This window comes from Hymenobacter actinosclerus, assembly GCF_900111515.1.
Taxonomy (GTDB): domain Bacteria; phylum Bacteroidota; class Bacteroidia; order Cytophagales; family Hymenobacteraceae; genus Hymenobacter; species Hymenobacter actinosclerus.
The window spans coordinates 641358-664370 of the sequence record NZ_FOHS01000003.1 but is presented as its reverse complement, the minus strand read 5'-3'; the positions used below and the strand labels follow the sequence as shown (position 1 = coordinate 664370).

20 protein-coding genes are annotated in these 23013 nt (G+C 63.0%); 13 read left to right on the top strand and 7 right to left on the bottom strand.

Going from position 1 to position 23013, the window contains the following annotated elements; genetic code table 11:
* Positions 1-308: 308 nt before the first annotated feature.
* From BMY67_RS14420 to BMY67_RS14360, 13 genes are all read left to right on the top strand, one after another.
* Complete coding sequence (locus BMY67_RS14420; protein WP_092772776.1) at positions 309-2825, top strand: heavy metal translocating P-type ATPase; 2517 nt, start codon at positions 309-311, stop codon at positions 2823-2825.
* Between the two features lie 132 nt (positions 2826-2957).
* A complete protein-coding gene (gene ccoS / locus BMY67_RS14415; protein ID WP_019947383.1) occupies positions 2958-3113 on the top strand; it encodes a cbb3-type cytochrome oxidase assembly protein CcoS in 156 nt (51 codons plus the stop codon).
* A 275-nt stretch (positions 3114-3388) separates the two neighbouring features.
* Positions 3389-3904, top strand: a complete 516-nt coding sequence (locus tag BMY67_RS14410; RefSeq protein WP_092772774.1) for a DUF2199 domain-containing protein — start codon at positions 3389-3391, stop codon at positions 3902-3904.
* Between the two features lie 233 nt (positions 3905-4137).
* Positions 4138-6228 carry a cytochrome-c oxidase, cbb3-type subunit I gene (gene ccoN, locus BMY67_RS14405; RefSeq protein ID WP_245745064.1) on the top strand — a complete coding sequence of 697 codons (2091 nt, stop codon included), beginning with the start codon at positions 4138-4140 and terminating at the stop codon, positions 6226-6228.
* Positions 6229-6416: 188 nt separating this feature from the next.
* A complete protein-coding gene (locus BMY67_RS14400) occupies positions 6417-6620 on the top strand; it encodes a hypothetical protein (RefSeq protein WP_092772772.1) in 204 nt (67 codons plus the stop codon).
* Positions 6614-7033, top strand: a complete 420-nt coding sequence (locus tag BMY67_RS14395) for a hypothetical protein (protein WP_092772770.1) — start codon at positions 6614-6616, stop codon at positions 7031-7033. The genes BMY67_RS14400 and BMY67_RS14395 overlap by 7 nt, the downstream gene beginning before the upstream one ends.
* Positions 7027-7938 (top strand): cbb3-type cytochrome c oxidase N-terminal domain-containing protein, encoded by a 912-nt coding sequence (locus tag BMY67_RS14390; RefSeq protein WP_092772768.1) that lies wholly within the window; start codon positions 7027-7029, stop codon positions 7936-7938. Before BMY67_RS14395 ends, BMY67_RS14390 begins: the two co-directional genes overlap by 7 nt.
* 189 nt (positions 7939-8127) lie before the next feature.
* Entirely contained in the window at positions 8128-9546 is a 1419-nt protein-coding gene (gene ccoG, locus BMY67_RS14385) for a cytochrome c oxidase accessory protein CcoG (protein ID WP_092772766.1), read from the top strand.
* Positions 9547-9734: 188 nt separating this feature from the next.
* Positions 9735-10232: a FixH family protein gene (locus tag BMY67_RS14380; protein ID WP_092772764.1), complete on the top strand. Its 498-nt coding sequence runs from the start codon at positions 9735-9737 to the stop codon at positions 10230-10232.
* 189 nt (positions 10233-10421) lie between these two features.
* On the top strand, positions 10422-11144 hold the full coding sequence (locus tag BMY67_RS14375; protein ID WP_092772762.1) for a sulfite exporter TauE/SafE family protein: 723 nt from the start codon (positions 10422-10424) through the stop codon (positions 11142-11144).
* Between the two features lie 79 nt (positions 11145-11223).
* On the top strand, positions 11224-12150 hold the full coding sequence (locus tag BMY67_RS14370) for a universal stress protein (protein ID WP_092772760.1): 927 nt from the start codon (positions 11224-11226) through the stop codon (positions 12148-12150).
* Between the two features lie 142 nt (positions 12151-12292).
* Positions 12293-13219 carry an oxygen-dependent coproporphyrinogen oxidase gene (hemF, locus tag BMY67_RS14365; protein WP_092772758.1) on the top strand — a complete coding sequence of 309 codons (927 nt, stop codon included), beginning with the start codon at positions 12293-12295 and terminating at the stop codon, positions 13217-13219.
* Between the two features lie 126 nt (positions 13220-13345).
* Complete coding sequence (locus BMY67_RS14360; RefSeq protein WP_092772756.1) at positions 13346-14041, top strand: hypothetical protein; 696 nt, start codon at positions 13346-13348, stop codon at positions 14039-14041.
* 157 nt (positions 14042-14198) lie between these two features.
* On the opposite strand, the gene BMY67_RS14355 is transcribed toward BMY67_RS14360, so the two are convergent.
* From BMY67_RS14355 to BMY67_RS14325, 7 genes are all read right to left on the bottom strand, one after another.
* Positions 14199-15305, bottom strand: coding sequence for an alkene reductase (locus BMY67_RS14355; protein WP_092772754.1), 1107 nt, complete (start codon positions 15303-15305; stop codon positions 14199-14201).
* Between the two features lie 206 nt (positions 15306-15511).
* Entirely contained in the window at positions 15512-16117 is a 606-nt protein-coding gene (locus tag BMY67_RS14350; RefSeq protein ID WP_092772752.1) for a superoxide dismutase, read from the bottom strand.
* A gap of 187 nt (positions 16118-16304) precedes the next feature.
* Positions 16305-16751: a nucleoside deaminase gene (locus BMY67_RS14345; protein WP_092772750.1), complete on the bottom strand. Its 447-nt coding sequence runs from the start codon at positions 16749-16751 to the stop codon at positions 16305-16307.
* Positions 16752-16818: 67 nt separating this feature from the next.
* Positions 16819-17388: a hypothetical protein gene (locus tag BMY67_RS14340; RefSeq protein ID WP_092772747.1), complete on the bottom strand. Its 570-nt coding sequence runs from the start codon at positions 17386-17388 to the stop codon at positions 16819-16821.
* Between the two features lie 124 nt (positions 17389-17512).
* Positions 17513-17974, bottom strand: coding sequence for a hypothetical protein (locus BMY67_RS14335; protein WP_092772745.1), 462 nt, complete (start codon positions 17972-17974; stop codon positions 17513-17515).
* 148 nt (positions 17975-18122) lie between these two features.
* Positions 18123-21755 carry an ABC transporter permease/M1 family aminopeptidase gene (locus BMY67_RS14330; RefSeq protein WP_092772743.1) on the bottom strand — a complete coding sequence of 1211 codons (3633 nt, stop codon included), beginning with the start codon at positions 21753-21755 and terminating at the stop codon, positions 18123-18125.
* 216 nt (positions 21756-21971) lie between these two features.
* Positions 21972-22865 carry an ABC transporter ATP-binding protein gene (locus BMY67_RS14325; RefSeq protein WP_092772741.1) on the bottom strand — a complete coding sequence of 298 codons (894 nt, stop codon included), beginning with the start codon at positions 22863-22865 and terminating at the stop codon, positions 21972-21974.
* Positions 22866-23013: the final 148 nt, after the last annotated feature.

Genomic DNA, 23013 nt, shown 5'->3' with positions numbered 1-23013 from the left:
CGTCTCTACGTTGCTGATGTGGTTGATTCAGGCCATTGCCGCTGTCGTCTGGGTAGCCCGTTCAACGATGAGACGCGATGGGTCGCGTCGCTACACCAGCCAAACAAAGGTGTCGGCCAAACGGTGCGGGTGCCCTGATGCAAATCAAGCCCCGATATGAGGTTGGTCATCGGAGGGCGGCGGGGGCGGGGCGAGCTTTGTAGAAAGCACGAGCGGGCAACCTGTCAGTTGTACCGCCGCCCGCTTGTTCGCCTCAGCCGATAGAAAAAAAGCCAACCGCTAAAAGCTATCAGCTAACCGTTCACTATATGCCCACCGTCCTCGAAGAAGCTACTGTTACCGACGTTGCCTGCGCCCACTGCGGCGACGCCTGCCCACCCGAGCCCTTGGCGCTGGCGGGGCTGCCCTTCTGCTGCGCCGGCTGCCGCACGGTGTACGAGCTGCTGGCGGCCAATAACCTGTGCACCTACTACAACCTCGACGAGCGCCCCGGCCTCAAAGTAAAGGAAGTAGAGCTGCCCGGCCGCTTCGACTACCTCGACTCGGAAACCGTGCAGGCCCAGCTGCTCAGCTTCCGCTCCGAGCAGCGCGCCCGCCTCACGCTCAGCGTGCCCCAGATGCACTGCACCTCCTGCATCTGGCTGCTGGAGCATCTGCCCAAGCTGAATGCCGGCATAGCTGAGGCGCGGGTGCAGTTCCTGCGCAAGGAAATCACCATCACCTACCTCACCGCCCACACCAGCCTCAAGGACGTGGTGGCCCTGCTGGCGTCGGTGGGCTACGAGCCCCAGATTACGCTGGCCGAGCTGGGCGCCCAGCCCCACCGTGCCAGCCGCACCCTGTACTACCAGCTCGGGCTGGCGGCCTTCGCCTTCGGCAACGTGATGCTGCTGGCCCTGCCCGACTACTTCTCGTTCGTGGAGGATTTGCAGGCCGGGTTCGGGGGATTCTTTGGGCTTTTGAGTCTGGCCTTGGCGCTGCCGGTGCTGCTGTACAGTGCCCGCGACTTTTTCCGCTCGGCCTGGCAGGGGCTGCGGCAGCGGTATATCAACCTCGATTTCCCGATTAGCCTGGGGCTGCTTTCCCTGTTTGGGGTGAGTGCCTGGGAGGCGCTGAGCGGCCAGGGGCCGGGCTACTTCGACTCGTTTACGGGCCTCGTGTTCTTCATGCTGATTGGCCGCTGGGTGCAGCAGCGCACCTACGACGCGCTGCGCTTCGACCGCGACTTTACGTCCTACTTCCCGGTGGCCGTCACCCAGCTTACGCCCGAAGGCGACAAGTCCATCTCGGTGCGCGAGCTGCGGGTGGGCCACCGGATTCGGGTGCGCCACCAGGAGGTGGTGCCGGCCGACGCGGTGCTGCTGCGCGGCGACGGGCAGCTGGACTACTCGTTCGTGTCGGGCGAGAGTACGCCGGTGGCGCGGGCCTCGGGCGAGCTGGTGTACGCCGGCGGCCGGCAGCTGGGCGAGGCCGTGGAGCTGGAGGTGGTGCGCGAAGTCAGCCAGGGCTACCTGACCCAGCTCTGGAACAACCCGGCCTTCGCTAAGGAAAGCCGCCACCGGGGCCTGGAAACCTACGCCAACCGGGTGGGCCGCTACTTCGTGGCCATCACGCTGGCCCTGGCCCTGGGCACGCTGCTCTACTGGGGTCCGCGCGACCAGGCTATGATGTGGCGGGCCTTTACCTCGGTATTGATTATTGCCTGCCCCTGCGCCCTTTCGCTGGCCACCCCGTTTGCCCTGGGCGCGGCCGTGCGGGTGCTGGGCCGCCACAAGTTCTACCTGAAAAACTCGGCCGTGGTGGAAACCCTGGCCCGCGCCGATACGCTGGTCTTCGACAAAACCGGCACCCTCACCGACCCCCACCAAGCCGCCGTGCAGTACCACGGCCGCCCCCTCACGGCCCCCGAGCTGAGCCTGCTCACCACGGCCGCCGCCCAGTCAACCCACCCGCTGAGCCAGCGGCTGGCCCGCGAGGCCAGCGGCCCGGCCCGGCCCCTGCGCCACTGCCACGAAACCCCCGGCCAGGGCCTCGAAGCCACCGCCGAAACGGGCGAAACGGTGCGCCTGGGGGCGGCCGGGTTCACCGGCAGTACCGCGAAGCTCCCGCTTCGCGACTCGTTGAACGATAGTAGCGCGAAGCTTCCGCTTCGCGACTTGTTGAGCGACACGGCGCCTGACGGGCGCGAAGCAGAAGCTTCGCGCTACTTCGACGCGCCCGAAACCCGCGTGTACGTGGCGTTTGAGGGCGAGCCGGCGGGCTACTACACCTTCCCCAACGTGTACCGGCCCGACCTGCCGAAGGTGCTCTCCGGCCTGGGCGGGCATTACCGCTTGGCCGTGCTTTCGGGCGATACGGCCGCCGAGGAAACGCGCCTGCGCGAAATGCTCGGGCCAGCCGCCGCGCTGCACTTCCGCCAGTCGCCGGCCGATAAGCTGGCCTACATTGCCGCCGAGCGCGCCCAGGGCCACACCGTGGTGATGGTGGGCGACGGCCTCAACGACGCCGGCGCCCTGCACGCCGCCGACGCCGGCCTGGCCCTCACCGACACGCTCACCAACTTCTCGCCCGCCTGCGACGCCATCCTCGACGCGGCCGAGTTCGGCCGGCTGGCCACGTTTATGCGCTTCTCGCGAACCTGCCTGCGGGCCGTGCTGGCCACCTTCGTGCTCTCGTTCTGCTACAACGGCATCGGGCTGGCACTGGCCGTGCAGGGCTTGTTTACGCCCATCGTCTCGGCCATCCTCATGCCCATCAGCTCGCTGAGCGTGATGCTGGTGGCCACCCTGCTGGTGCGCCGGGCGGCGGCGAAACTGTCTTTATGAGCTGACGCTATTCCGCCCGCTGTAGAGACGCGACCCATCGCGTCTCGGCGTTGAACGGCGACGCCTGACGAGCAACATCAGCAACGATGAGACGCGATGGGTCGCGTCTCTACACTCTTTCCCGCTTCTGCCATGACTATCATCTATTTGCTTATCGGTATCAGCCTGCTGGTGGCGCTGCTCTTCCTGGGGGCCTTTCTGTGGTCGGTGCGCTCGGGCCAGTACGACGACACATACACGCCTTCCGTACGGATGTTGTTCGAGGATGAGGAGCCGCCGTTGCGCTAGGACCGTTTCGGACAGACATCAAATAGAAGCCGTTTCGATGTTTGCTCACTTAACCGGCATCAAAATGAAAGAGTGAAGCTGTTTAGAAAGTCAAAAGGACGTCATGCAGAGCGGAGCGAAGCATCTCGCTCTGCGCTGTTGAGTAGCCTTTATGATGCGAGCGAGATGCTTCGCTCCGCTCTGCATGACGTTTAGGGGGCAGTTGACGACTTTTTAAACAGCTTCAGTAGCAACAAGCCTCCGCAAAGTATCTTGGCGGCCTAAAAATATGCTTTATGGCTACTGATGTGCCTGATGGCTTTGTTTGCTCCCGCTGCGGCGAGTTTCATGCGGAACTGCCAATGTGCTTCGGGGCGGAATTTCCCGATTACTATTTCAGCATCCCGATAAATGAACGGGCAAGGCGCGTTGAAATAGCCGAAAGTCTGTGTGTTATAGATGAGGAGCACTTTTTTGTGCGGGGGCGGATTGAGTTACCCGTTCTGAACTCGGAGGAAATCTTTTGCTGGAACGTCTGGACGACACTCAGCAAGGACAATTTCATTCAAACCAACACGGTTTGGAACGACCCCGAGCGGGTGAATGAACCCGCGTACTTCGGGTGGCTGCAAACTTCCTTGCCGGGCTATCCGGAAACCCTTAATCTCAAAACAGCAGTCCATACGCAAGCGGTAGGCCTCATCCCCAGGGTTGAAATTATGGATGAAAACCACCCGTTGGTCCTGGAGCAAAAGCAGGGCATTGGGTGGCCGCGCGTTGTTGAATTAGTGGAAGCAGCCTTGCACAGCTAGCGAAGACGTCGGGGGCCTTTCCTGACACAAATCAAGCGGGCGGCTAACCGGCGTCATGCCGCCGGAAAGGCGCGTGGGGGACCTTTGAGACATCTCTAATTAGTCACATGTCCTCCATGCAAGCCGCAACTCCGCTACCGCCGGCCGCGCCCGACTCCGTCCTGGTTCACCCCGACCAGGGACGGGCCCTGGATACCTTCTTCTACGACAACCGCATCGTCCGCAACTTTGGCATGGCCACGGTTTTCTGGGGCGTTGCGGGCATGCTAGTTGGCATTCTGGCCGCTTTCCAGCTGGCCATGCCCGATGCCAACCTGCACACCTCGTTTACCACCTTCGGGCGGATTCGGCCGCTGCACACCAACGCCGTGATTTTCGCCTTCGTGGGCAACGGCATTTTCATGGGCGTTTACTACTCGCTGCAACGCCTGTGCAAAACGCCCATGTACTCCAAGGCTCTAAGTAAAATCCATTTCTGGGGCTGGCAGCTGGTTATTCTGAGCGCGCTTATTTCCCTGCCCATGGGCTTCACCACCAGCAAGGAATACGCCGAGCTGGAGTGGCCCATCGACATCCTGATTACCGTTATCTGGGTGGTGTTCGGCTGGAACATGTTCGGCACCATTGCCAAGCGGCGCGAGCGGCACCTGTACGTGGGCATCTGGTTCTACATCGCCACGTTCCTGACGGTGGCGGTGCTGCACATCGTCAACTCGGCGGCCCTGCCCGTGAGCTTTATGAAGAGCTACTCGGCCTACGCCGGGGTGCAGGATGCGCTGGTGCAGTGGTGGTACGGCCACAACGCCGTGGCCTTCTTCCTGACCACGCCCTACCTGGGCCTGATGTACTACTTCCTGCCCAAGGCTGCCGGCCGGCCGGTGTACTCGTACCGCCTGAGTATCATTCACTTCTGGTCTCTGATTTTCATCTACATCTGGGCCGGACCGCACCACCTGCTCTACACCTCGCTGCCCGACTGGGCGCAAAGCCTGGGCGTGGCCTTCTCCGTGATGCTGATTGCGCCCAGCTGGGGCGGCATGATTAACGGTCTGCTGACGCTGCGCGGCGCCTGGGACCGGGTGCGCGAGGAGCCGGTGCTCAAGTTTATGGTAGTGGCCATTACCACCTACGGCATGGCCACTTTCGAGGGGCCAATGCTGAGTTTGAAGAACGTAAACGCCATTGCCCACTTTACCGACTGGATTGTAGCGCACGTGCACGTGGGCGCGCTGGGCTGGAACGGCTTCCTCACGTTTGCCATGCTATACTGGCTGTGGCCGCGCCTGTACCGCACCCCGCTCTACTCCAAGAAGCTGGCCAACGCCCACTTCCTGATTGGCACGCTGGGCATCCTGTTCTACGCCATCCCGATGTACTGGGCCGGCTTCACCCAGGGCCTGATGTGGAAGCAGTTCAACGCCGAGGGGATGCTGCAATACCCCAACTTCCTCGAAACCGTGCTGCAAATCGTGCCTATGTACTACCTGCGCGGTATCGGCGGCATCATGTACCTGAGCGGTGTTTTCCTGATGGTGTTCAACCTGGTGAAAACCGCCAAAGCCGGCACGCTGCTGGCCGAGGAGAAGGCCACGGCCGCCCCGCTGCTGCCCGCCGACCAGGACCCCCACGCCAACGAGGGCCACTGGCACCGCTGGATTGAGCGTCGCCCCTTCCAGCTGGCCATCTGGGCCACCGTGGCCATTGCCATCGGCGGGGCCGTGGAGATGGTGCCCACCTTCCTCATCAAGAGCAACGTGCCCACTATTGACGCCGTGAAGCCGTATTCGGCGCTCGAATTGCAGGGCCGCGACCTGTACATCAAGGAGGGCTGCTCGAACTGCCACACCCAGATGGTGCGCCCGTTCCGCTCCGAAACCGAGCGCTACGGCGAGTACTCCAAGGCGGGCGAGTTCGTGTACGACCGGCCCTTCCTGTGGGGCAGCAAGCGCACCGGGCCCGATTTGCACCGCCTCGGCGGCAAGTACCCGCACTCCTGGCACTACAACCACATGCTCGACCCCACCAGCATGTCGCCGGGCTCCATCATGCCGCCCTACCCGTGGCTGTATGATAACGTGACGGACTACGCCGCGCTGCCGGCCAAAATCCGGGCGCTGCAAACGCTGGGAACGCCCTACCGCGCCGGCTACGACAAGCAGGCCGAAGCCGATGCCCGCCGCCAGGCCGACCAGATTGCGGCCGACCTGAAAAAGGAAGACATCGACGTGAAATCGGACCGGGAAATTGTGGCCCTGATTGCCTACCTGCAACGCCTCGGCACCGACATCAAGGTGAAGCCCGAAGCCGAAACGGCCGGCCAGTAACCGGTAGTCCCGGCCTGCGGGCCGGGACTTATGAGAACAAAAGAACGTCATTCAGAGCGTAGCGAAGAATCTCGCTCGAAGCCATTGCAACGACGCCACGCGAGATGCTTCGTCCCTGGCTTGATGCGCCACATGCTCTGAATGACGTTCCTTCCCATCCTCCCTCCAGACCTTTAGCCCCCTTCGTCATGCACAAAGAAGTGTTGCGTTCGATTGCCGGCATCGAGATATATCCGCTCATCTCGTTTGGCATTTTCTTCCTGTTTTTCCTGGGTTTGATTGTGTACGTGTTCGTGGCCAACCGCCAGCACCTGCGCGAAATGAGCGAGATACCCCTCCAGCCCGACACGGCCGACGAGGCCACCGCCCTTTCCGACTCCAAGCTATGGTAGCCACTACCCTCACCTCCGCCATTCGCCCCCGCCGCGCCCTGCTGCTGGCGGCCGGGCTGCTGGCCAGCCTCGGTGCCGCCGCCCAGTCGGCCCCCGCTACCGCTGCCGCCAACCAACCCAACCCGCTGCTCTGGCTGCTGCTGGCCGGCCTGGGCATCATCGGCCTGATGCTCATCATGACGGTTGCCTCGGCTGCCTCGGCCATGCGCTGGTCGGCCGAGCAGGCCGCCGCCGCTGCCGAAGCCGCCCCGGCCGCTGAAGTAGCTGCCCCGGTAGCTGCCGAAGCTGCCCCCATTGCCGCCGAGGCCGCACCGGTAGTTGCGCCGGTTGCCCCAGTCGCTCCGGTGGCTGCCTGGCCGGCTCCGGCCGCCGTGCCCGTTTATTCATCTGTCGAGGAACCTGTTTTATGCTAACGCTTCTATCTATCCGCCGGGCGCTGCTGCCGGTTGCCCTGCTGGCCCCGGCCCTGGCGGCCGTGGCCCAGGACGCGGCCGCGCCGGCCGCTGATGCCGCCGCCGCCGCGGCCGCGCCGGCCGCCGACACGGGCGCCCAGATGTTCATGTTCTGGTTTCTGCTGGCCACGCTGGCGCTGGTGCTGCTCGTGTTCGGGCTGCTCTTCGTGCTGCTGGTCATCAAGATGAAGCCCCAGTTGCGCGCCCTCTACGAGCTGCCCACGGTGCACGACACCTGGAGCGGCAAGGTGCTGGGCCTGCTGGTGGGCGACGCCGCCCTGATTACCGGCAAGGACAAGGACGAGCTCATGGGCCACGACTACGACGGTATCACGGAATTCGACAACGACCTGCCGCCGTGGTGGAAGTACGGCTTCTACTTCACCATCGTCTTTGCCATCGGCTACATGGTCTTCTACCACGTCACCTACACCGGCGACCTGCAACTGGCCGAGTACGAAACCGAAATGCAGCAGGCCGCCCTGCTCGTGTCGGCCGACGACGACGACCCCAACAAGCTGACCACCTACACGGCCCTCACCGCGGGCCCCGACCTGGAAGCCGGTAAGGCCCTGTTCATCACTAACTGCGCGGCCTGCCACGGCACTGAGGGCGAGGGCAAAGTCGGCCCCAACCTGACGGACGACTACTGGCTGCACGGCGGCGACGTCAACCACGTCTACAAAACCATCAAGTTCGGCGTCACCAGCAAGGGCATGGTGGCCTGGAAAGGCAAGCTCTCGGGCAAGCAAATACTGCAAGTAGCCTCCTACATCGAGTCGTTGCACGGCACCAACCCGCCCAACGCCAAAGAGCCCCAGGGCGAGAAAGAAGCCCCCTCCGGCCCCCCGCTGGCCGCTAAGTAGAACGATACTCAAGAACGGTCATGCTGAGCGAAGCGGAGCGGAGTCGAAGCATCTCGCGTGCTGACTCTGCCAAAGTAGACCAGACGCCAGGTTCGGCTCCGCACCCTGGCTTGATGCGCCACATGCTCAGCATGACAGTTCTTGTCCCCGGCACGCAAGTCCCCGCTTGCCTCTTAATCCCAAAAAACCATGTCCACCGCTCCTTATCAGCCCGACGACTCGTTCCGCGACACCATCTCGACGGTGGATGCCGAGGGCAAGCGTGTGTGGCTGTACCCCAAAAAGCCCAGCGGCCGTCTCTACGAAGCCCGCAAATGGATAAGCTACGGCCTGCTGGCGCTGCTCTTTGCCGGTCCTTGGCTGCGCATCAAGGGCCTGCCGGTGCTGATGCTCAACTTCCCCGACCGGAAGTTCATCATCTTCGGCCAAATCTTCTGGCCCCAGGATTTCTTTATCCTGCTGATTGCGGCCATGGCCTTTATCCTGTTCATCTACCTGTTCACCATCGTGTACGGCAGGGTGTTCTGCGGCTGGGTGTGCCCCCAGACCATCTTCATGGAGATGGTGTTCCGGCGCATCGAGTACTGGATTGAAGGCGACGCGCCCCAGCAAAAGGCCCTGGACCGCCGGGCGCTGGACTGGGACAAGCTCTGGCGCAAAACGGCCAAGCACGTCATCTTCCTGGTTATTTCCTTCCTGATTGCCAACACGTTCCTGGCCTACATCATCGGCACCGAAGAGCTCATCAAAATCGTTACCGACCCCATAACGGCCCACGTGGGCGGCCTGTCGTCGATGGTGCTGTTCACGGGGGTGTTCTACGCGGTGTTTGCCCGGTTCCGCGAGCAGGTGTGCACCATTGCCTGCCCCTACGGCCGCCTCCAGGGCGTTTTGCTCGATAAGGACAGCCTCGTGGTAGCGTATGATTACCAGCGCGGCGAGCCCCGCGCCAAGCTGCGCAAAAACGAGGAGCGCCTCGCCGGCGACTGCATCGACTGCCACCAGTGCGTGCAGGTGTGCCCCACCGGCATCGACATCCGCAACGGCGCCCAGCAGCTCGAATGCACCAACTGCACGGCCTGCATCGACGCCTGCAACAACATCATGGAACTGGTGAACCTGCCGCCCAACCTCATCCGCCACGCCTCGGAAAACGATATTGCCCGCGGCAGCAAGTTCCGCCTCACCGGCCGCATGAAGGCGCTGTCGGGGGTGCTGGGTGTGCTCACGATTGCGCTGGCTTTGCTGCTCACGTCGCGCTCCAACGTGGCGGCCACCGTGCTGCGCACGCCGGGCCAGCTCTACCAGAAAACCGAGCAGGGCGCCATCCGCAACCTCTACAACATCTCCGTCATCAACAAAACCAACCAGCCCTACCCGATTTCGCTGCGGGTGCTGGAGCCGGCCGGCGGCACGCTCACGGTCATCGGGGCCCCCGAAACCGGCCTGCGCCTGCCCGCCCAGGGCCTCACCGAAAGCGTGTTCTTCGTGGAGCTGCCCCGCGCCGCCCTGCACGAAACCAACCAGCCCCTGCGCATCGGCATCTACAGCGGCGACGAGCTCATCGCCGAAACCAGCACCAAGTTCCTGGGCCCGGTGATGCGGTGATTTGGTGAGGTGGTGATGCGGTGAAAAGAACGTGTCATGCTGAGTGAAGCGGAGCGGAGTCGAAGCATCTCTACCGCCATGCTAACCCTGTCGATTGCCCACCATTGCAACGAAGCGGTAGAGGTGCTTCGGCTTCGCTCAGCATGACCCGCCTTCTTTAACTACACATTACTCTATCTCCCTATCCCATGTCCCAACATCCCACTTCCCCCAGCCTCATGGCTCAGCAAAAAACTTCCTACTGGCCTTACTACATCATTGCCACGTTCGTGCTGTTTGCCGGCTACATCGGCTACATGGTGCAGCAGGCCATGCGCACCAGCGTGGATCTGGTGAGTGCCGACTATTACCAGCAGGAGCTGCGCCACGGTCAGCGCATGGCCGCCGTGGCCCGCACCAACGCCCTGCCCGCCCCCGTGCAGGTGACGCTTGATGCGGCCGCTCACCGTCTCACGCTGGAGCTGCCCGCTGCCCTGCGTGGCCAGGCCGTGCAGGGTACGCTGCTCTTCTTCCGCCCTTCCAACCAGGAGCTCGATTTCAAGCTGCCCTTCCAGCCCACCAGCGAGCCGGCCCGCCAGCAGCTCAACACCAGCCGCCTAGCTCCCGGCCTCTGGCGCCTCCGCATCGAGTTCACCGCCAGCAACCAGCCCTATTTCCTGGAAGAAGTGCTGTCGATTGAAGAGTAGGAGCGGGAGGTGCTTGCCAAAAAGAACGGTCATGCTGAGCGAAGCCGAAGCATCTCTACCGCTTCGTTGCAATGGTGGGCAGACGACAGGATTAGCATGGCGGTAGAGATGCTTTGCCTGCGCTCAGCATGACCGTTCTCCTTACCCTGGAACATCACTCACCACCTCACCAAATCACCAACTCACCGCATGCTCTGGGCCGGTTTTCTATTCGGGTTGATTGGCAGCTTCCACTGCGTGGGCATGTGCGGGGCCATTGCGCTGGCGTTGCCGGGCGCGGGGCAGCCGCGCGGGCGTTACGTGCTGGGGCGGGTGCTCTACAACCTGGGCCGGGTAACTACTTATGCCACGCTCGGGGCGGTGGCCGGCGGGGTGGGGCAGGGGCTGCAACTGGCCGGCTGGCAGCAAAGCCTCTCGCTGCTCTCGGGCCTGCTGATTCTGGTACTGGTGGCCACGCCCGAACGGCAGTTGGGCCGCGCCGCCGGGGCGCTGGGCCTCGCGCCGGTGCTGGCGAAGGTGAAAAACCGACTGGCCTATTTCTACCAGAAGCCCACGCTGGGCGCGCTGTACACCACCGGCCTGCTCAACGGCCTGCTGCCCTGCGGACTGGTGTACCTGGCGCTGGCCGGGGCCCTGAGTGCGCCTGGCCTGGCGGGCGGCGCGGCCTACATGGCCCTGTTCGGGCTGGGTACGCTGCCGCTGATGCTGGCCCTCTCGCTCACCGGGCAACTCGTGCCGCTGGTGTGGCGCGGCCGGCTGCGGCGGGCTGTGCCGGTGCTGGCCCTGGGCCTGGCCGCGCTGTTTATCGTGCGCGGCCTGGGCCTGGGCATCCCCTACCTGAGCCCGCAACTGCCCACCGCCACGACTGCCCCGGCCGAACGACCCGCTACTACCGTCACGCTCTGCCACTGATATAGTTCCGGCCGCTGGTGGCCGCACTCCGTCCAACGCTACCCGTTTCTCCCTCCCGAACATCCTTTCCCGCCAGCCCATGAAAACCCTGCTCGTTTCCCTTGATCACACTGCCGCCACCGAGCACACCCTGGCCTACGCCAACAAGCTGGCCGTGCGCTGGCCGGCCGAAATCGTGCTGCTCTACTGCCACCCTACGCCTGCCGAGCCGCTGTCGGATGCTGCCACGGCGGCGGTGCTGGCCACCGAGGAGCAGCGCCTGCGGGGCCTGGTCGAGCGCCTGCGCTACCAGCAGCTTACTCGCCAGGATGGCCGCCGCATCCGCTACAGCTACCGCCTGCACACCGGTTGCCTGCACGACCACGTACGCGCCGAAGCCGCCCGCTGCGGGGCCGATATGCTGGTTATGAGCCTCGAACACGTAGACTGCGGCCGCGCCGAAGCCCCCGGCAACCACGCCGCCGCTATCCGCGCGCTGGTCGATTGCCCGGTGCTGCTAGTGCCGCCCGGTCGCCGGTCGCTGCCCAACCACCTGGTGTTCTCGGCCGATTTCAGCACCCTGCCGCTGGCCGTGCTGCCGCGGGCCTCGGCCCTGGCCGAAGCGTTTCCGGCCCCATTGGAGCTGGTGCAGTTTTACGCCCCTCAGGAGCGGAGCCGCCGCCGGGCCCTGAAGCTGGCCCTGGGCCGGGCCGCCGCCCAGCTCACCTGGCCCGAAGTAGCTACCCACCTGCTCGAAGACGACGCCCCGCTGGAAGGCACCGGCGACTTCTGCGCCCGCACCAAGGCCCAGCTGCTGCTCATCGCGCCCACCAATCAAGCCGAGCTGCTGCGCTACTTCGATGCCTGCTACACGGCCACCCGCGCCTACCACACCCGCATTCCGGTGCTGGTGCTACCCTCTACCGCGCCCGCCGCCAGCGTCACCTGCTGCGACAAGTGTGCCGAGCGCCTCGGCCAGACGGAGGCCCAAACGCCGCGCACGCTGGCCAAGATAGCTGGGTTGTAGAGACGCGTATTCGCGTCTCGTCGTTGCTGACTTCAGCCATTCCAGGGCCAGTCGTTCCGCTGCCTGTCGTTCAACGACGAGACGCAAATATGCGTCTCTACACCGGCCTGAATATTCTATCACCCAAAAAAAACAGTGCGTTATGTCAATCGTCACCACTCCCGCCCACGAACTTATTCCGGCCCGTACTACGGTGGAAAGCTGGATGCGCGAATTCCAGAACTGGCTGTGCCGGCAGCTTGAAACGGCCGATGGGGGCGCTACTTTCCGGCAGGACGCCTGGGAGCACGCAGGCGGCGGGGGCGGCCTGACCCACGTTATCGGCAACGGCGACGTGCTGGAAAAGGGCGGCGTGAACTTCTCGGCCGTATCGGGCCGCATGAGCGAGGCTGCCGCCCGGCAGCTGCTCATGCCCGACCCCGGCTACTTCGCCACCGGCGTGAGCGTGGTGCAACACCCGCGCAGCCCGCTGGTGCCCATCTCGCACATGAACGTGCGCTACTTCGAGGCCGGCAACGGCGAAGCTTGGTTCGGCGGCGGGCTCGATTTGACCCCGATTTACGTGGATGAGGCCCAGGCCCGCTGGTTTCACGAGCAAATCAAAATCAGCTGCGACCGGCACGATGCCAGCTACTATCCGCGCTTCAAGCAGTGGGCCGACGAGTATTTCTACCTGCCCCACCGCCAGGAAACCCGCGGCGTGGGCGGTATCTTCTTCGACCGCCTCACTGTCGGCCGCGACGGCTCGTTCGAGGAGCTGTTTGCCTTCGTGCAGGACGTGGGCGAGGTGTACGGCCGCACCTATGCCGAGCTCATGCGCCGCAACCGCGACCAGCCCCACACCGAAGCCCAGAAGCAGTGGCAGCTGGTGCGCCGCGGCCGCTACGCCGAGTTCAACCTGGCCATCGACCGCGGCACCCGCTTCGGCCTCGAAACCGGCGGCCGCACCGAAAGCATCCTCATGAGCCTGCCGCCCCAGTGCGAGTGGCACTACGATTTCCAGCCCGCCCCCAACTCGCCCGAAGCCGCCACCCAGGCCTGGCTGCGCCAGGGGGTAGAGTGGGCGTAGTCGAGGTTTTAGTTCTTAGTTGTTAGTGCTTAAGTGGATGAAAAAGAACTGCTATGCTCAGCATGACCGTTCTTTTTGTTCCGTCATTACCCTTCTTCATTCCCTTCGACCTCTCAACCATTATCTATGCGCTTTCCTCTGCTCTTCCCGGCGCTGGCTGCCCTGCTTCTCGCTGCCTGCGGCGACGTGAAAAACCCCAACGGCATGCCCGATCAGCCCCGTGCCTCGGGCCAGGAAGCCCAGGTGCTGACCTCGGCCGACGTGCCCAACCCCGACCCGGCCATCGCCGGCACCGAAAAAGCCATAATGCCCGCCGATACCAGCCTGGCCGGCGCCTGGGTTATTCTGGAAGGCAGCCTGCGCGGCCACGACGCGGCTACCTTCAACCAGCTCATCGACCCCGAGTACGGCCTCTGGCTGCTGGAGCAGGCCGATGGCAAGCCCGTAATTACGCGGGTAGCCGACGTGAAAAACCTGCTCACCCAAAAGGAGCAGCCCCTGTTCAGCCTCGATAAAAAGCTGATGGACTGCCCCAAGCCCCAGGTGGTGGAGCGCCTGCCCGCACCTAACTGTCCGGCCGGCACCTTCGCCCGGCAAGGCTGCTTCAACGGCCCGTCCACCCAGTTCCGGGCCCAGGATTTCTGGCAGACGGCCACCCTGCGCCAGGCCACCCGCAACCAGGCCCAGGCCGCGGTGGGCCGCTGCGTGCGCGGTGTGCTGCAAACCAGCACCGGCTACCAGTTCCACTTCTCTAAATCGGCCGGGGCGGGTGGCCGCTGGCGCATCGTGTTCATCGACCTGCGCGGCGCCTGCCCCAAGTAAAGCGGCCACTCAAATAAAACGTCATCCTGAACAGCGCGAAGGACCTTACCACGTTAAAACGAGTCGTTGTAACGATTGTCGTTTTAACGTGGTAAGGTCCTTCGCGCTGCTCAGGATGACGTTTTTCAGCTAACAGCTAACAGCTAACAGCTAACAGCTACGCTAGCTGCGATTCGGCCAGAGCCGGATAGTCGGTATAGCCTACGTGGAAACCCTCGGGAGCGGGGGCGTAGAAAGTGGCCGGGTCGCCCTTGGCCAACCCGGCGCCAGCCTGCATGCGCTCTACCAGGTCGGGGTTGCTGATGAAGGGGCGGCCGAAAGCCACGAGGTCGGCGCGGCCGCTCTGGAGTTCAGCTTCGGCCTTGGCTGCGTCGTAGTCGGCGCTCAGGATGAGCGTGTTGGTGAACGCGCGGCGGATGCGCGGTACGGTATCGGCCGAGGCAGCCGGAGCTCCGGTGGTTTCGGGGTTGATGAGGTGCAGGTACACCAGGTTACGGCGTTGCAGCTCGGTGGCGAGGTACTCATAAAAGTCGCTCACGCCCTCGTAGGTGCCCATATCGTTGAACGTGCCCCAGGGCGAGATGCGGATGCCGGTACGCCCGGCCCCGATGGCCGCCACCGTGGCATCGGCTACTTCCAGCACAAAACGGGCGCGGTTTTCGGCCGAGCCGCCGTACTCGTCGGTGCGCTGGTTGGTATGGGGGTTGAGGAACTGTTCGAGCAGGTAGCCGTTGGCCGCGTGGAGCTCCACACCGTCGAAACCGGCTTCGATAGCCAGTTTAGCGGCCTTGGCGAAGTCCTGCACCAACTGTTTTACCTCGGCCGTAGTCAGGGCGCGGGGTGTGGGGTGGGGCTGCATCTGCTGCTGGTCGGTCCACATCTGGCCGGCGGCGGCTACGGCCGAAGGAGCCACCGTTTCCTCGCCCTCGGGCAGGTTCAGGTCGTGGCTGATGCGGCCGGTGTGCATAAACTGCACGAAAATGCGGCCCTCGCGGGCATGCACGGCGTCGGTGACCAGCTTCCAGCCCGCCACCTGCTCGGCATTAAACAGCCCCGGAATACGGGCGTAGCCCAAACCGCTGGCGGCCGGGGCAGTGCCCTCGGTAATGATAAGGCCGGCCGAGGCGCGCTGAGCGTAGTACTCGGCTATCAGTGGGCCAGGCACATTGCCCAGCGCGCGGCTCCGCGTCATGGGAGCCATTACTACTTTGTTGCGAAGGGTGAGCGACCCGAGCTGAGCGGGTGAAAAGAGAAGGTCAGACATTGGAGTTAAAATGATGTAGATACATTGGATTGCTTTAAAGTCTGCCAAGCCGAAAAGGTTTCTTAATCCGCCTTAAAAAGTTGGTCACAAAAAAGCCTCCGCCCCAAACAGGAGCGGAGGCTTTCCGAATGGCGTTGCCGGCCGGGCTGTTTTAACGGTCGGTATACCTCAGCCGAAAAACGAAAAACCAGGAACGAAAAACGCTATTAAGCGGCTTGAAAGCGCTTATTTACCTCATCCCAGTTGATGAGGTTATAGAAGGCGGCCACGTAGTCGGGGCGCTTGTTCTGGTACTTAAGGTAGTAGGCGTGCTCCCACACATCCAGGCCCAGCACCGGAGTGCCTTTGCAGCCGGCGTCGGGCATGAGCGGGTTGTCCTGGTTGGGCGTCGAGCAGATGCTTAGCGAGCCGTCGGTTTGCTTGCAGAGCCAGGCCCAGCCCGAGCCGAAGCGCGTACCGGCCGCCTTGGTGAATTCCTCTTTGAACTTCTCGTACGAGCCAAACGACTTATTGATGGCCTCAGCTACGGCGCCGGTAGGCTCGCCGCCGCCCTTGGGGCTCAGCACCTGCCAGAACATGGAGTGGTTCCAGTGGCCACCGCCGTTGTTGCGCACGGCCACAGGAGCGGCCGCAATGTTGTGCATCAGCTCATCGAGGCTCTTGCCTTCCATATCAGTGCCGGCAATGGCATTGTTGAGGTTGGTGACGTAGGCCTGGTGGTGCTTGTCGTGGTGAATCTGCATGGTTTGCGCATCAATGTGCGGCTCCAGTGCATCGAAAGCGTACGGAAGGGCGGGCAGTTCGAAAGCCATAGTAAAGGTGGTTAAGGGTTAGGGAAAGAGATGAGGGGTGAAAAGGTAAATCAGGAAGGACGAGAGAGGGATACCAAAAGCGCGTCGAGCTTCTCCTGGTCTTCCACTCCTTATCCTTCCATCAGTTATCCTACCATATACAACCCCGGCGCGGGGGCCAGGGTTACGGCATCGGGCTAAAAGTAGCCTATTTCCGCTTCTGGGCGAAAAACTCCCGCATCAGCTCCTCGCTCTCAGCGGCCAGCACGCCGCTCACCACTTCGGCTTTGGGGTGCAGCAGCCGGCCGTGGCGGCGGTAGCCAAACTTGGGCTCGGGGGCCCCGAACACCACCCGCCGCACCTGGGCCCAGGCACTGGCCCCGGCGCACATCACGCAGGGCTCCACGGTTACGTACAGCATGCATTCCTGCAAATACTTGTTACCCAAATGATTGGCCGCCGCCGTCAGGGCCAGCATTTCGGCGTGGGCCGTTACGTCCTGGAGCCGCTCGGTCTGGTTGTAGGCGCGGGCAATAATGCGCTTGTCGAGCACCACCACGGCGCCAATCGGAATTTCGTCCTCGGCCAGCGCGTAGCGCGCCTGCTTGAGCGCCTCCCGCATATACTGCTCGTCGGAATACAGGGAAAGGGGCATTTCTGGGAGCTAGGGGGATTAAGGATTGAGAGGATGACACTTGGTTTTTAAGCTCTCAAAAGCCAAACTACTTCATCACCACACTCTCCATGGCGGCCTGGGCGACGGGCTGCCACTTGGCCTGCTCGCTGGCGGGCGCATCGAAGGTGAACACGTACAGCTGATCAGCCTCGATGGCGTACTGCACCAGCTGGTACTTGCGGATGGGGGCCAGGTTGCCGCCCCCGCGGCGGTTGTCGGCCACGGTCGAGACGAACTCCAGCACCACGAAGTCGCGCTTGTTGATGGTGTGGATGTCTTCGCGCAGAAACTGCACCTTGCCGTACATGTTCTGCACGCTGGCCTTGTACACCTTGAGCAGCAGGGCGTAGTCGCGGCTCGTGAAGTTGGTGGGTTTCTGGGTCACGCTCAGGCCCACCTGGCCGTTGGGACTGGTGAAAACGGCCAGCGGGCGGCGCTGGGCCGGGTATTTGGCGGCAATACCGTCGTCGGGCAGGGGTGTAAAGCCGTCGGGTACGCCCATGGTCAGGTTCTTGGCAATAGTGGTCTTTTTGAGGCCGGGCCCGGCAAAGGCCAGCAACCCGAGCATAAGCCCCAGCAGCGGCAGCAGGCGGAAAAAACGCGAAACAGAATTCATAGCAGAAGAAAGAAGAAGGCCGGCCCGACCGGGCCCACCAGAAACGCAAAGCTCCGAAGCCCAAACGACTTCGGAGCCTTAAACAGTTGCCCGTCTCGCCGAAAAGGCCGGGACGCATAGGCCATTAGCGCCGCTTTTTGCGGGCCACGGGTGCGGCAGGGTACTTTACCATCACCTTTTTCCAGTACACGTAATTGCCGGTTTTGGCCTCCACCAAATAGCTGCCGGCCGGAATCCGACCCAAATCGACGGGCGCGCCGGTGTTGCTTTGCGGGTCGAGCGCCGTGGAGTAGATGGCCTGCTTCTTATAGTTGGTGACCGTGAGCGTGCCGGGCTGGGTGAACTGCTGGGTGAAGCTGAGCATGATGCTCTTGCCGCCCGTGCCCGGGAAAATATCAATGCCCGACAAGGTTTCCACCCGCCGGATCGGCCCGTCGAGCACGAGCGGCTCCACGTCGGTTTTGGTCTTTACCTCGGTGCCGTTGGCCTCCTTGGTTTTGGTCTTGATTTTGGTGGCTGTCTGGGCCTGGGCGGTAGCGAAGGTGAGCAGGGAGGCCGCGAAGGCGAGGAGGAGAGGGCGGTGCATGGCAGAGAAAATCGGAGTCAGGAATTGGACTGACGGGCCTAATACAGAAGTCAGGCCAAGTTTGAGCTGCAAGCCACAAGCCGCAAGCTACAAGCTAACATTGAACGTCAGCTTGTAGCTTGCGGCTTGTGGCTTGCAGCTCAAAATATCATTTCACCACTACCGCCTTTACGTTGTCATCCGGGGTGCGGTCGATGAGCAGGTTGTAGGGGTCGATGCCGGCTTTGGCGGGTTTGGAAGGCACGATGACGCTTAGGCGGGTGGTACCGGCGCGGAAGCGGCGTTTCTGGCGGTACAGGGGCACGTCCTGCCAGTTGCCGTTGATTTTCTGCTGGCCGAGTACGGCCACGTCAATCAGGTCGTTCATACGCTTGGCCGGCGTTTCGTTGCCGGCGCTGTCGGCGTACACCTTCTTCGCGCTCAGCACCATATCCACCCGGTAGCGGCCGTCGGGCAGCTTGCGGGCCGTTACCGAATCGGCCTTGTTCTCATACAGCGTGATGCGCTCAAACATATCCGTGAGCAAGTATTGCAGCGAGTCGGGTGTGGCCTGGCGCAGGTCGCGCAGCAGGTCGAGCGAGGTGGTGTAGGGCGGCTGCTGGAACTTCACTTCCTGCAGATACTGGCTCAGTGCTTGGTTCACCTTGTCTTCGCCCAGGTAGTTGGCCAGCGCGTACATCACCACCGAACCCTTGCGGTAGTGGATGTACTGCTGGTTCTCGACGCGGTAGAGCGGCTGCTCGGCAATGCGCTCGGTGGCCCGGCCGCGCAGGTAGGCATCCAGCTCGTACTTGAGGAACTTGCGCATGCGCTCGGGGCCATATTTCTGCTTCATCACCATCAGGGCCGAGTATTGCGACAGGGTTTCGGAAAGCAGCGTGCCGCCCTGGGCCGCCGCCCCGATTACCTGGTGGGCCCACCACTGGTGCGCCACCTCGTGGGCCGTCACGTAGTAGGGGTAGTCCACGTCCTTGGGGTCGGTGGTGTCGACTTTGGCAATGAAACCGATGTTTTCGGAGAACGGAATGGTGTTCGGAAAGGCCTGGGCAAAAGCCGAGTAGCCCGGAAACTCCACGATGCGCACCTGCCGGTGCTGGTAGGGCCCGAAGTTCTTGGTGTAGTAGCTGAGGGCATCCTGCACGCCGCGCACCATGCGGCCCAGGTTGTACTCGTGGCCCGGCTGGTAGTAAATCGTAATGTCCACATCGTTCCACTTGGCGTGGCGCTCGGCGTAGCGCGCCGACTGGAACGAGTAGAAATCCAGAATCGGGGCGTCCATGGCGTAGCGGAAGTAGCGGCGGCCGTTTTCGGTCCACTCCTTTTGCAGGTAGCCGGGCGCCAGGGCAATCTGGTCGGGCACGGTGCTTACGGTGGCGGCAAAGCGGACCCAGTCGGCATCGGAGGCAATGTAGGTGTTGGCGCGGGCGGTAGTGTCTTCGAGGCGGGCCACGCGGGGCTTGGGCTTGAGGCCAAACTTCTTGCGGGCGCTGGGCTCACTCAGTTCGGCATTTTCGCTGTAGCCGAGGTGGGGCAGGTTGCCGTTGTTGATGAACGTGCCGTTGGCCACAATGCTGGTGCGGCCGGTGCTTTGCTCGAAGCCGGGCGCGGCGTAGTACATATCAAACGCCAGCGGCAGCGAATCGCCGGGGGCCAGGGGCCGGGGCAGGCGCTGCACGTAGAAGCCCATGAGCGAGTCGGCCAGCACGGTGGTGGCGCCGCCCGGGCCGAGCTGCATCTTGCGGATGCGCACGTCCTCGTTGGAGGGCAGGTTGAGAATTATGGTGTCGAGCGGCTGGCCCGTTTTGTTGCGCAGCCAGTACTGGCCCCGCACCCGGGCTTCCTGCCGGGTCGGGTACAAATCCACGTTCACATCTACGGCCACAATGCGGGGCTGGGGCGTATGGCGGAAGCGGCCGTAGTTCTTTTCGTAATCGACGGTGAGCTGCTGCCGGGCCTTGCTGCCGCGGTAGTGGTTGAGCACGTTGGTGTTGTAGAAAATCCAGCCGCCCACAGCCACGAAGCCCAGCAGCGCCAGAGCCAGCGCCGCGCGGGCCGGACCCGAAAAGCGGCGGCCCGCCAGGTGCTGCCGGGTGCGCCAGTCGGTTTCGGTGCCACGCACCCACAGCAGGTTGGCCCCTACGGCCAACGCCACGGCCAGCAGCGCCCAGTACAGTTTAAACCACAGGTAAGGCCCCACGAAATGGCCGAAGCCGTTCATGTCGGAGTAGCGGATGCCGGAGTCGCCGCCGTAAATGAGCAGGTTGTGCTCCAGCCCCAGCTGCCCGGCAAACAGGCTGAACACGTAGTAAAGCACCATCACGAAATGGCCCAGGTACTTGTTGTTCACCACGACCTGCACCACCACGGCCAGCACCACCAGCAGCCAATAGTCGATGAGCTTCAGCCCAAACAGCCAGCGCACGTACAGCCCGATTTCGAGGTTGGTATAGCCGCTGGAAAGCTGGGTGATGATGCCAAACATCATCACCACCAGCAGCAGCACCACCGGCACCAGCAGCAGGGCCGTGAGCTTGCTGGAAAACGGCACCCAGTTCGGAATGGGCAGCGCGTCGTGCATCTGATTGAGGCGGGCATCGCGCTCTTTCCACACCAGCTCGCCGGCGTAAAACGTAACGATGGCCAGCACGAACAGCGAGAACGAGCCCGACAGAATCTCAATTACCTGGGCCGTAATCGGGAACGTGGTGGTGTCGAAGATCTTGCCGATTTGCAGCGCCGCCGCCAGCAAAAACGCCAGTCCGGCCACTACAATGGCAATAAAGTAGGGGCTCCGCAGCACGTCGCGCAAACTCAGCCAGGTCAGGCGCAGGTACTGGTTGAAATACTGGGCGAAGCCAAAGTGCTGGTCGACGGCCGGCAGGGCCACGGCCACCGGGGCCGGGGCCACTACGCCCAGCGCCGCCCCGCCCGGCCTGGCCCGCCGCGGGGCCGCGCTGCCCGTAGCGCCCTGCTCGAAGCGGAAGCGCACGTAGCAGAAGCCCACCAGCAGCAAACCCACGCCCAGCCAAAGCAGCCGGTTGAGGCCCAGCAGCCCGGTAGGCCAGATGAGGCGCACGTTTTTCTCCACGGGCGTCCAGTACTTGGTCAGCAGCTGGGTTGCGCCGCTGCCCAGCGGGTCGAGCAGCGACGCCACGGTCTGGTTATCGAGGTCGGAGAGCTGGCTCTGGGCCATTATGTAGAGCACCAGAAACACGATGCTGCCCACGTAAGTGCTCAGCGCCTGCCGCGTAAGGGTGGCCAGCGCAAAGAAAATAGCGCCCGTCAGCAGCACGTTGGGCAGCACAAACGTCAGGTAGGGAACCAGGTAGTAACTGAGCTGAAACGGCCCCAGCCGGTCGGCCGGAATGCCCGGAAACAGGGCCCCGATGATTTGGCCCAGCGCAATGCCGCTCATCAGCAGCAGCGTAACGACCAGCGTACCAAAAAACCGCCCGCCCAGGTAGCCCCACTTGCTGATGGGCGAGGTATAGAGCAGCGGGTGCATCTGCGAATCGAAGTCGCGCAGTACCGCCGGCCCGAACATGGCCGACACCAGCAGAATGCCTGGCAGCAGCACCAGGGCGTTGGTGAGGCTGTTAATGGTGTAAGGCGAGTTCAGATGCACCTTGCCGACGCCCACCACGGCCGTCAGGCTCTCGAAAAAGCCGCCCGTCATGAGGGTAATCAGCAACGAAAGCGCCAGAAGAATGCCGAAGTAAATGTAGGTAGCCGGCCGCCGCAGCCGGTACCAGATTTCAAACTTGAATATCTGTAGAAACATTTTTTGAGGAGCTAGGAGCTAGGAGCTGAGGAAGCTAGGAGTTAGAAGGCGGGAGGGGTTTGAGAAACTAGCAACTAGCTCCCCTCCTTGGAAAGAAGGGGCTGGGGGTGGTTGACAATTGTTGAACAGCAACTAGAAGCTGGTTTTAGATTTAGCAATCGTGTCGGCGTATTCAACCACCCCCAACCCCTCCTTTCCAAGGAGGGGAGCTAGTTGCTAGCCCTCTACCCCCACCGCCTGCTCGGCCTGGGCGATGCGGGCGAAATACACGTCTTCCAGCGTCGGTTCCACGGCGTCGTAGTCGGAGCCGGGCTGGGTGGGGGCCACCACGTGCACAATGGTGCGGCCGGCGAACAGGCGGGTCGAAATCACCTGCTGCTCCTGCAGCAGCGCGGGCAGTTGCTCCTTGTCGACTTCGCGCCTCCACACCTGGCCGCGCAGCTCCTGCATCACCACCAGCGGGTCGCCGGTGAGCAGCACCTGGCCCTTGTTTATGATGGCCATGTTGCGGCACAAATCACTCACGTCGCCCACGATGTGGGTACTCAGAATCACGATGATGTTCTCGCCGATTTCAGCCAGCAGGTTGTGGAACCGGTTGCGCTCGGCCGGGTCGAGGCCGGCGGTGGGCTCGTCCACGATAATCAGGCGGGGGTTGCCCAAAAGGGCCTGGGCAATGCCGAAGCGCTGTTTCATGCCGCCCGAGTAGCCGCCCAGGTTCTTCTTGCGCACTTCGTAGAGGTTGGTGCGCTGCAAGAGGCCCGCCACCACCTCGCGCCGCTGCCGGCTGTCGGAGATGCCCTTGAGCACCGCGAAATGGTCGAGCAGCTGCTCGGCCGAAATCTTGGGGTACACCCCGAACTCCTGGGGCAGGTAGCCCAGCACCCGCCGCACGGCATCCTTGTCGTGCAGCACGTCCAAATCGCCCAGCCTGATGCTGCCACTGTCGGCCTCCTGCAGCGTAGAAATCGTGCGCATCAAACTCGATTTGCCCGCCCCGTTGGGGCCCAGCAGCCCGAACATGCCGGTCGGGATGGTGAGGTTGACGTCGCGCAGGGCCTGGGTGCCGTTGGCGTAGGTTTTCGAAAGGTGCTCGATGCGTAATTCCATAGGGATAGGGGTTTTAGCAAACATAGAGAAACCCGCGTGATTGGGAGCGGCTTTTCAACGAACCGGGCCTTGGTGGCGGTTAACGGGTCGGGCAAGTAGCATTTCCCGCAGAGGCGCGCAGAGGATGACGCAGAGGTTCGCGGAGGTC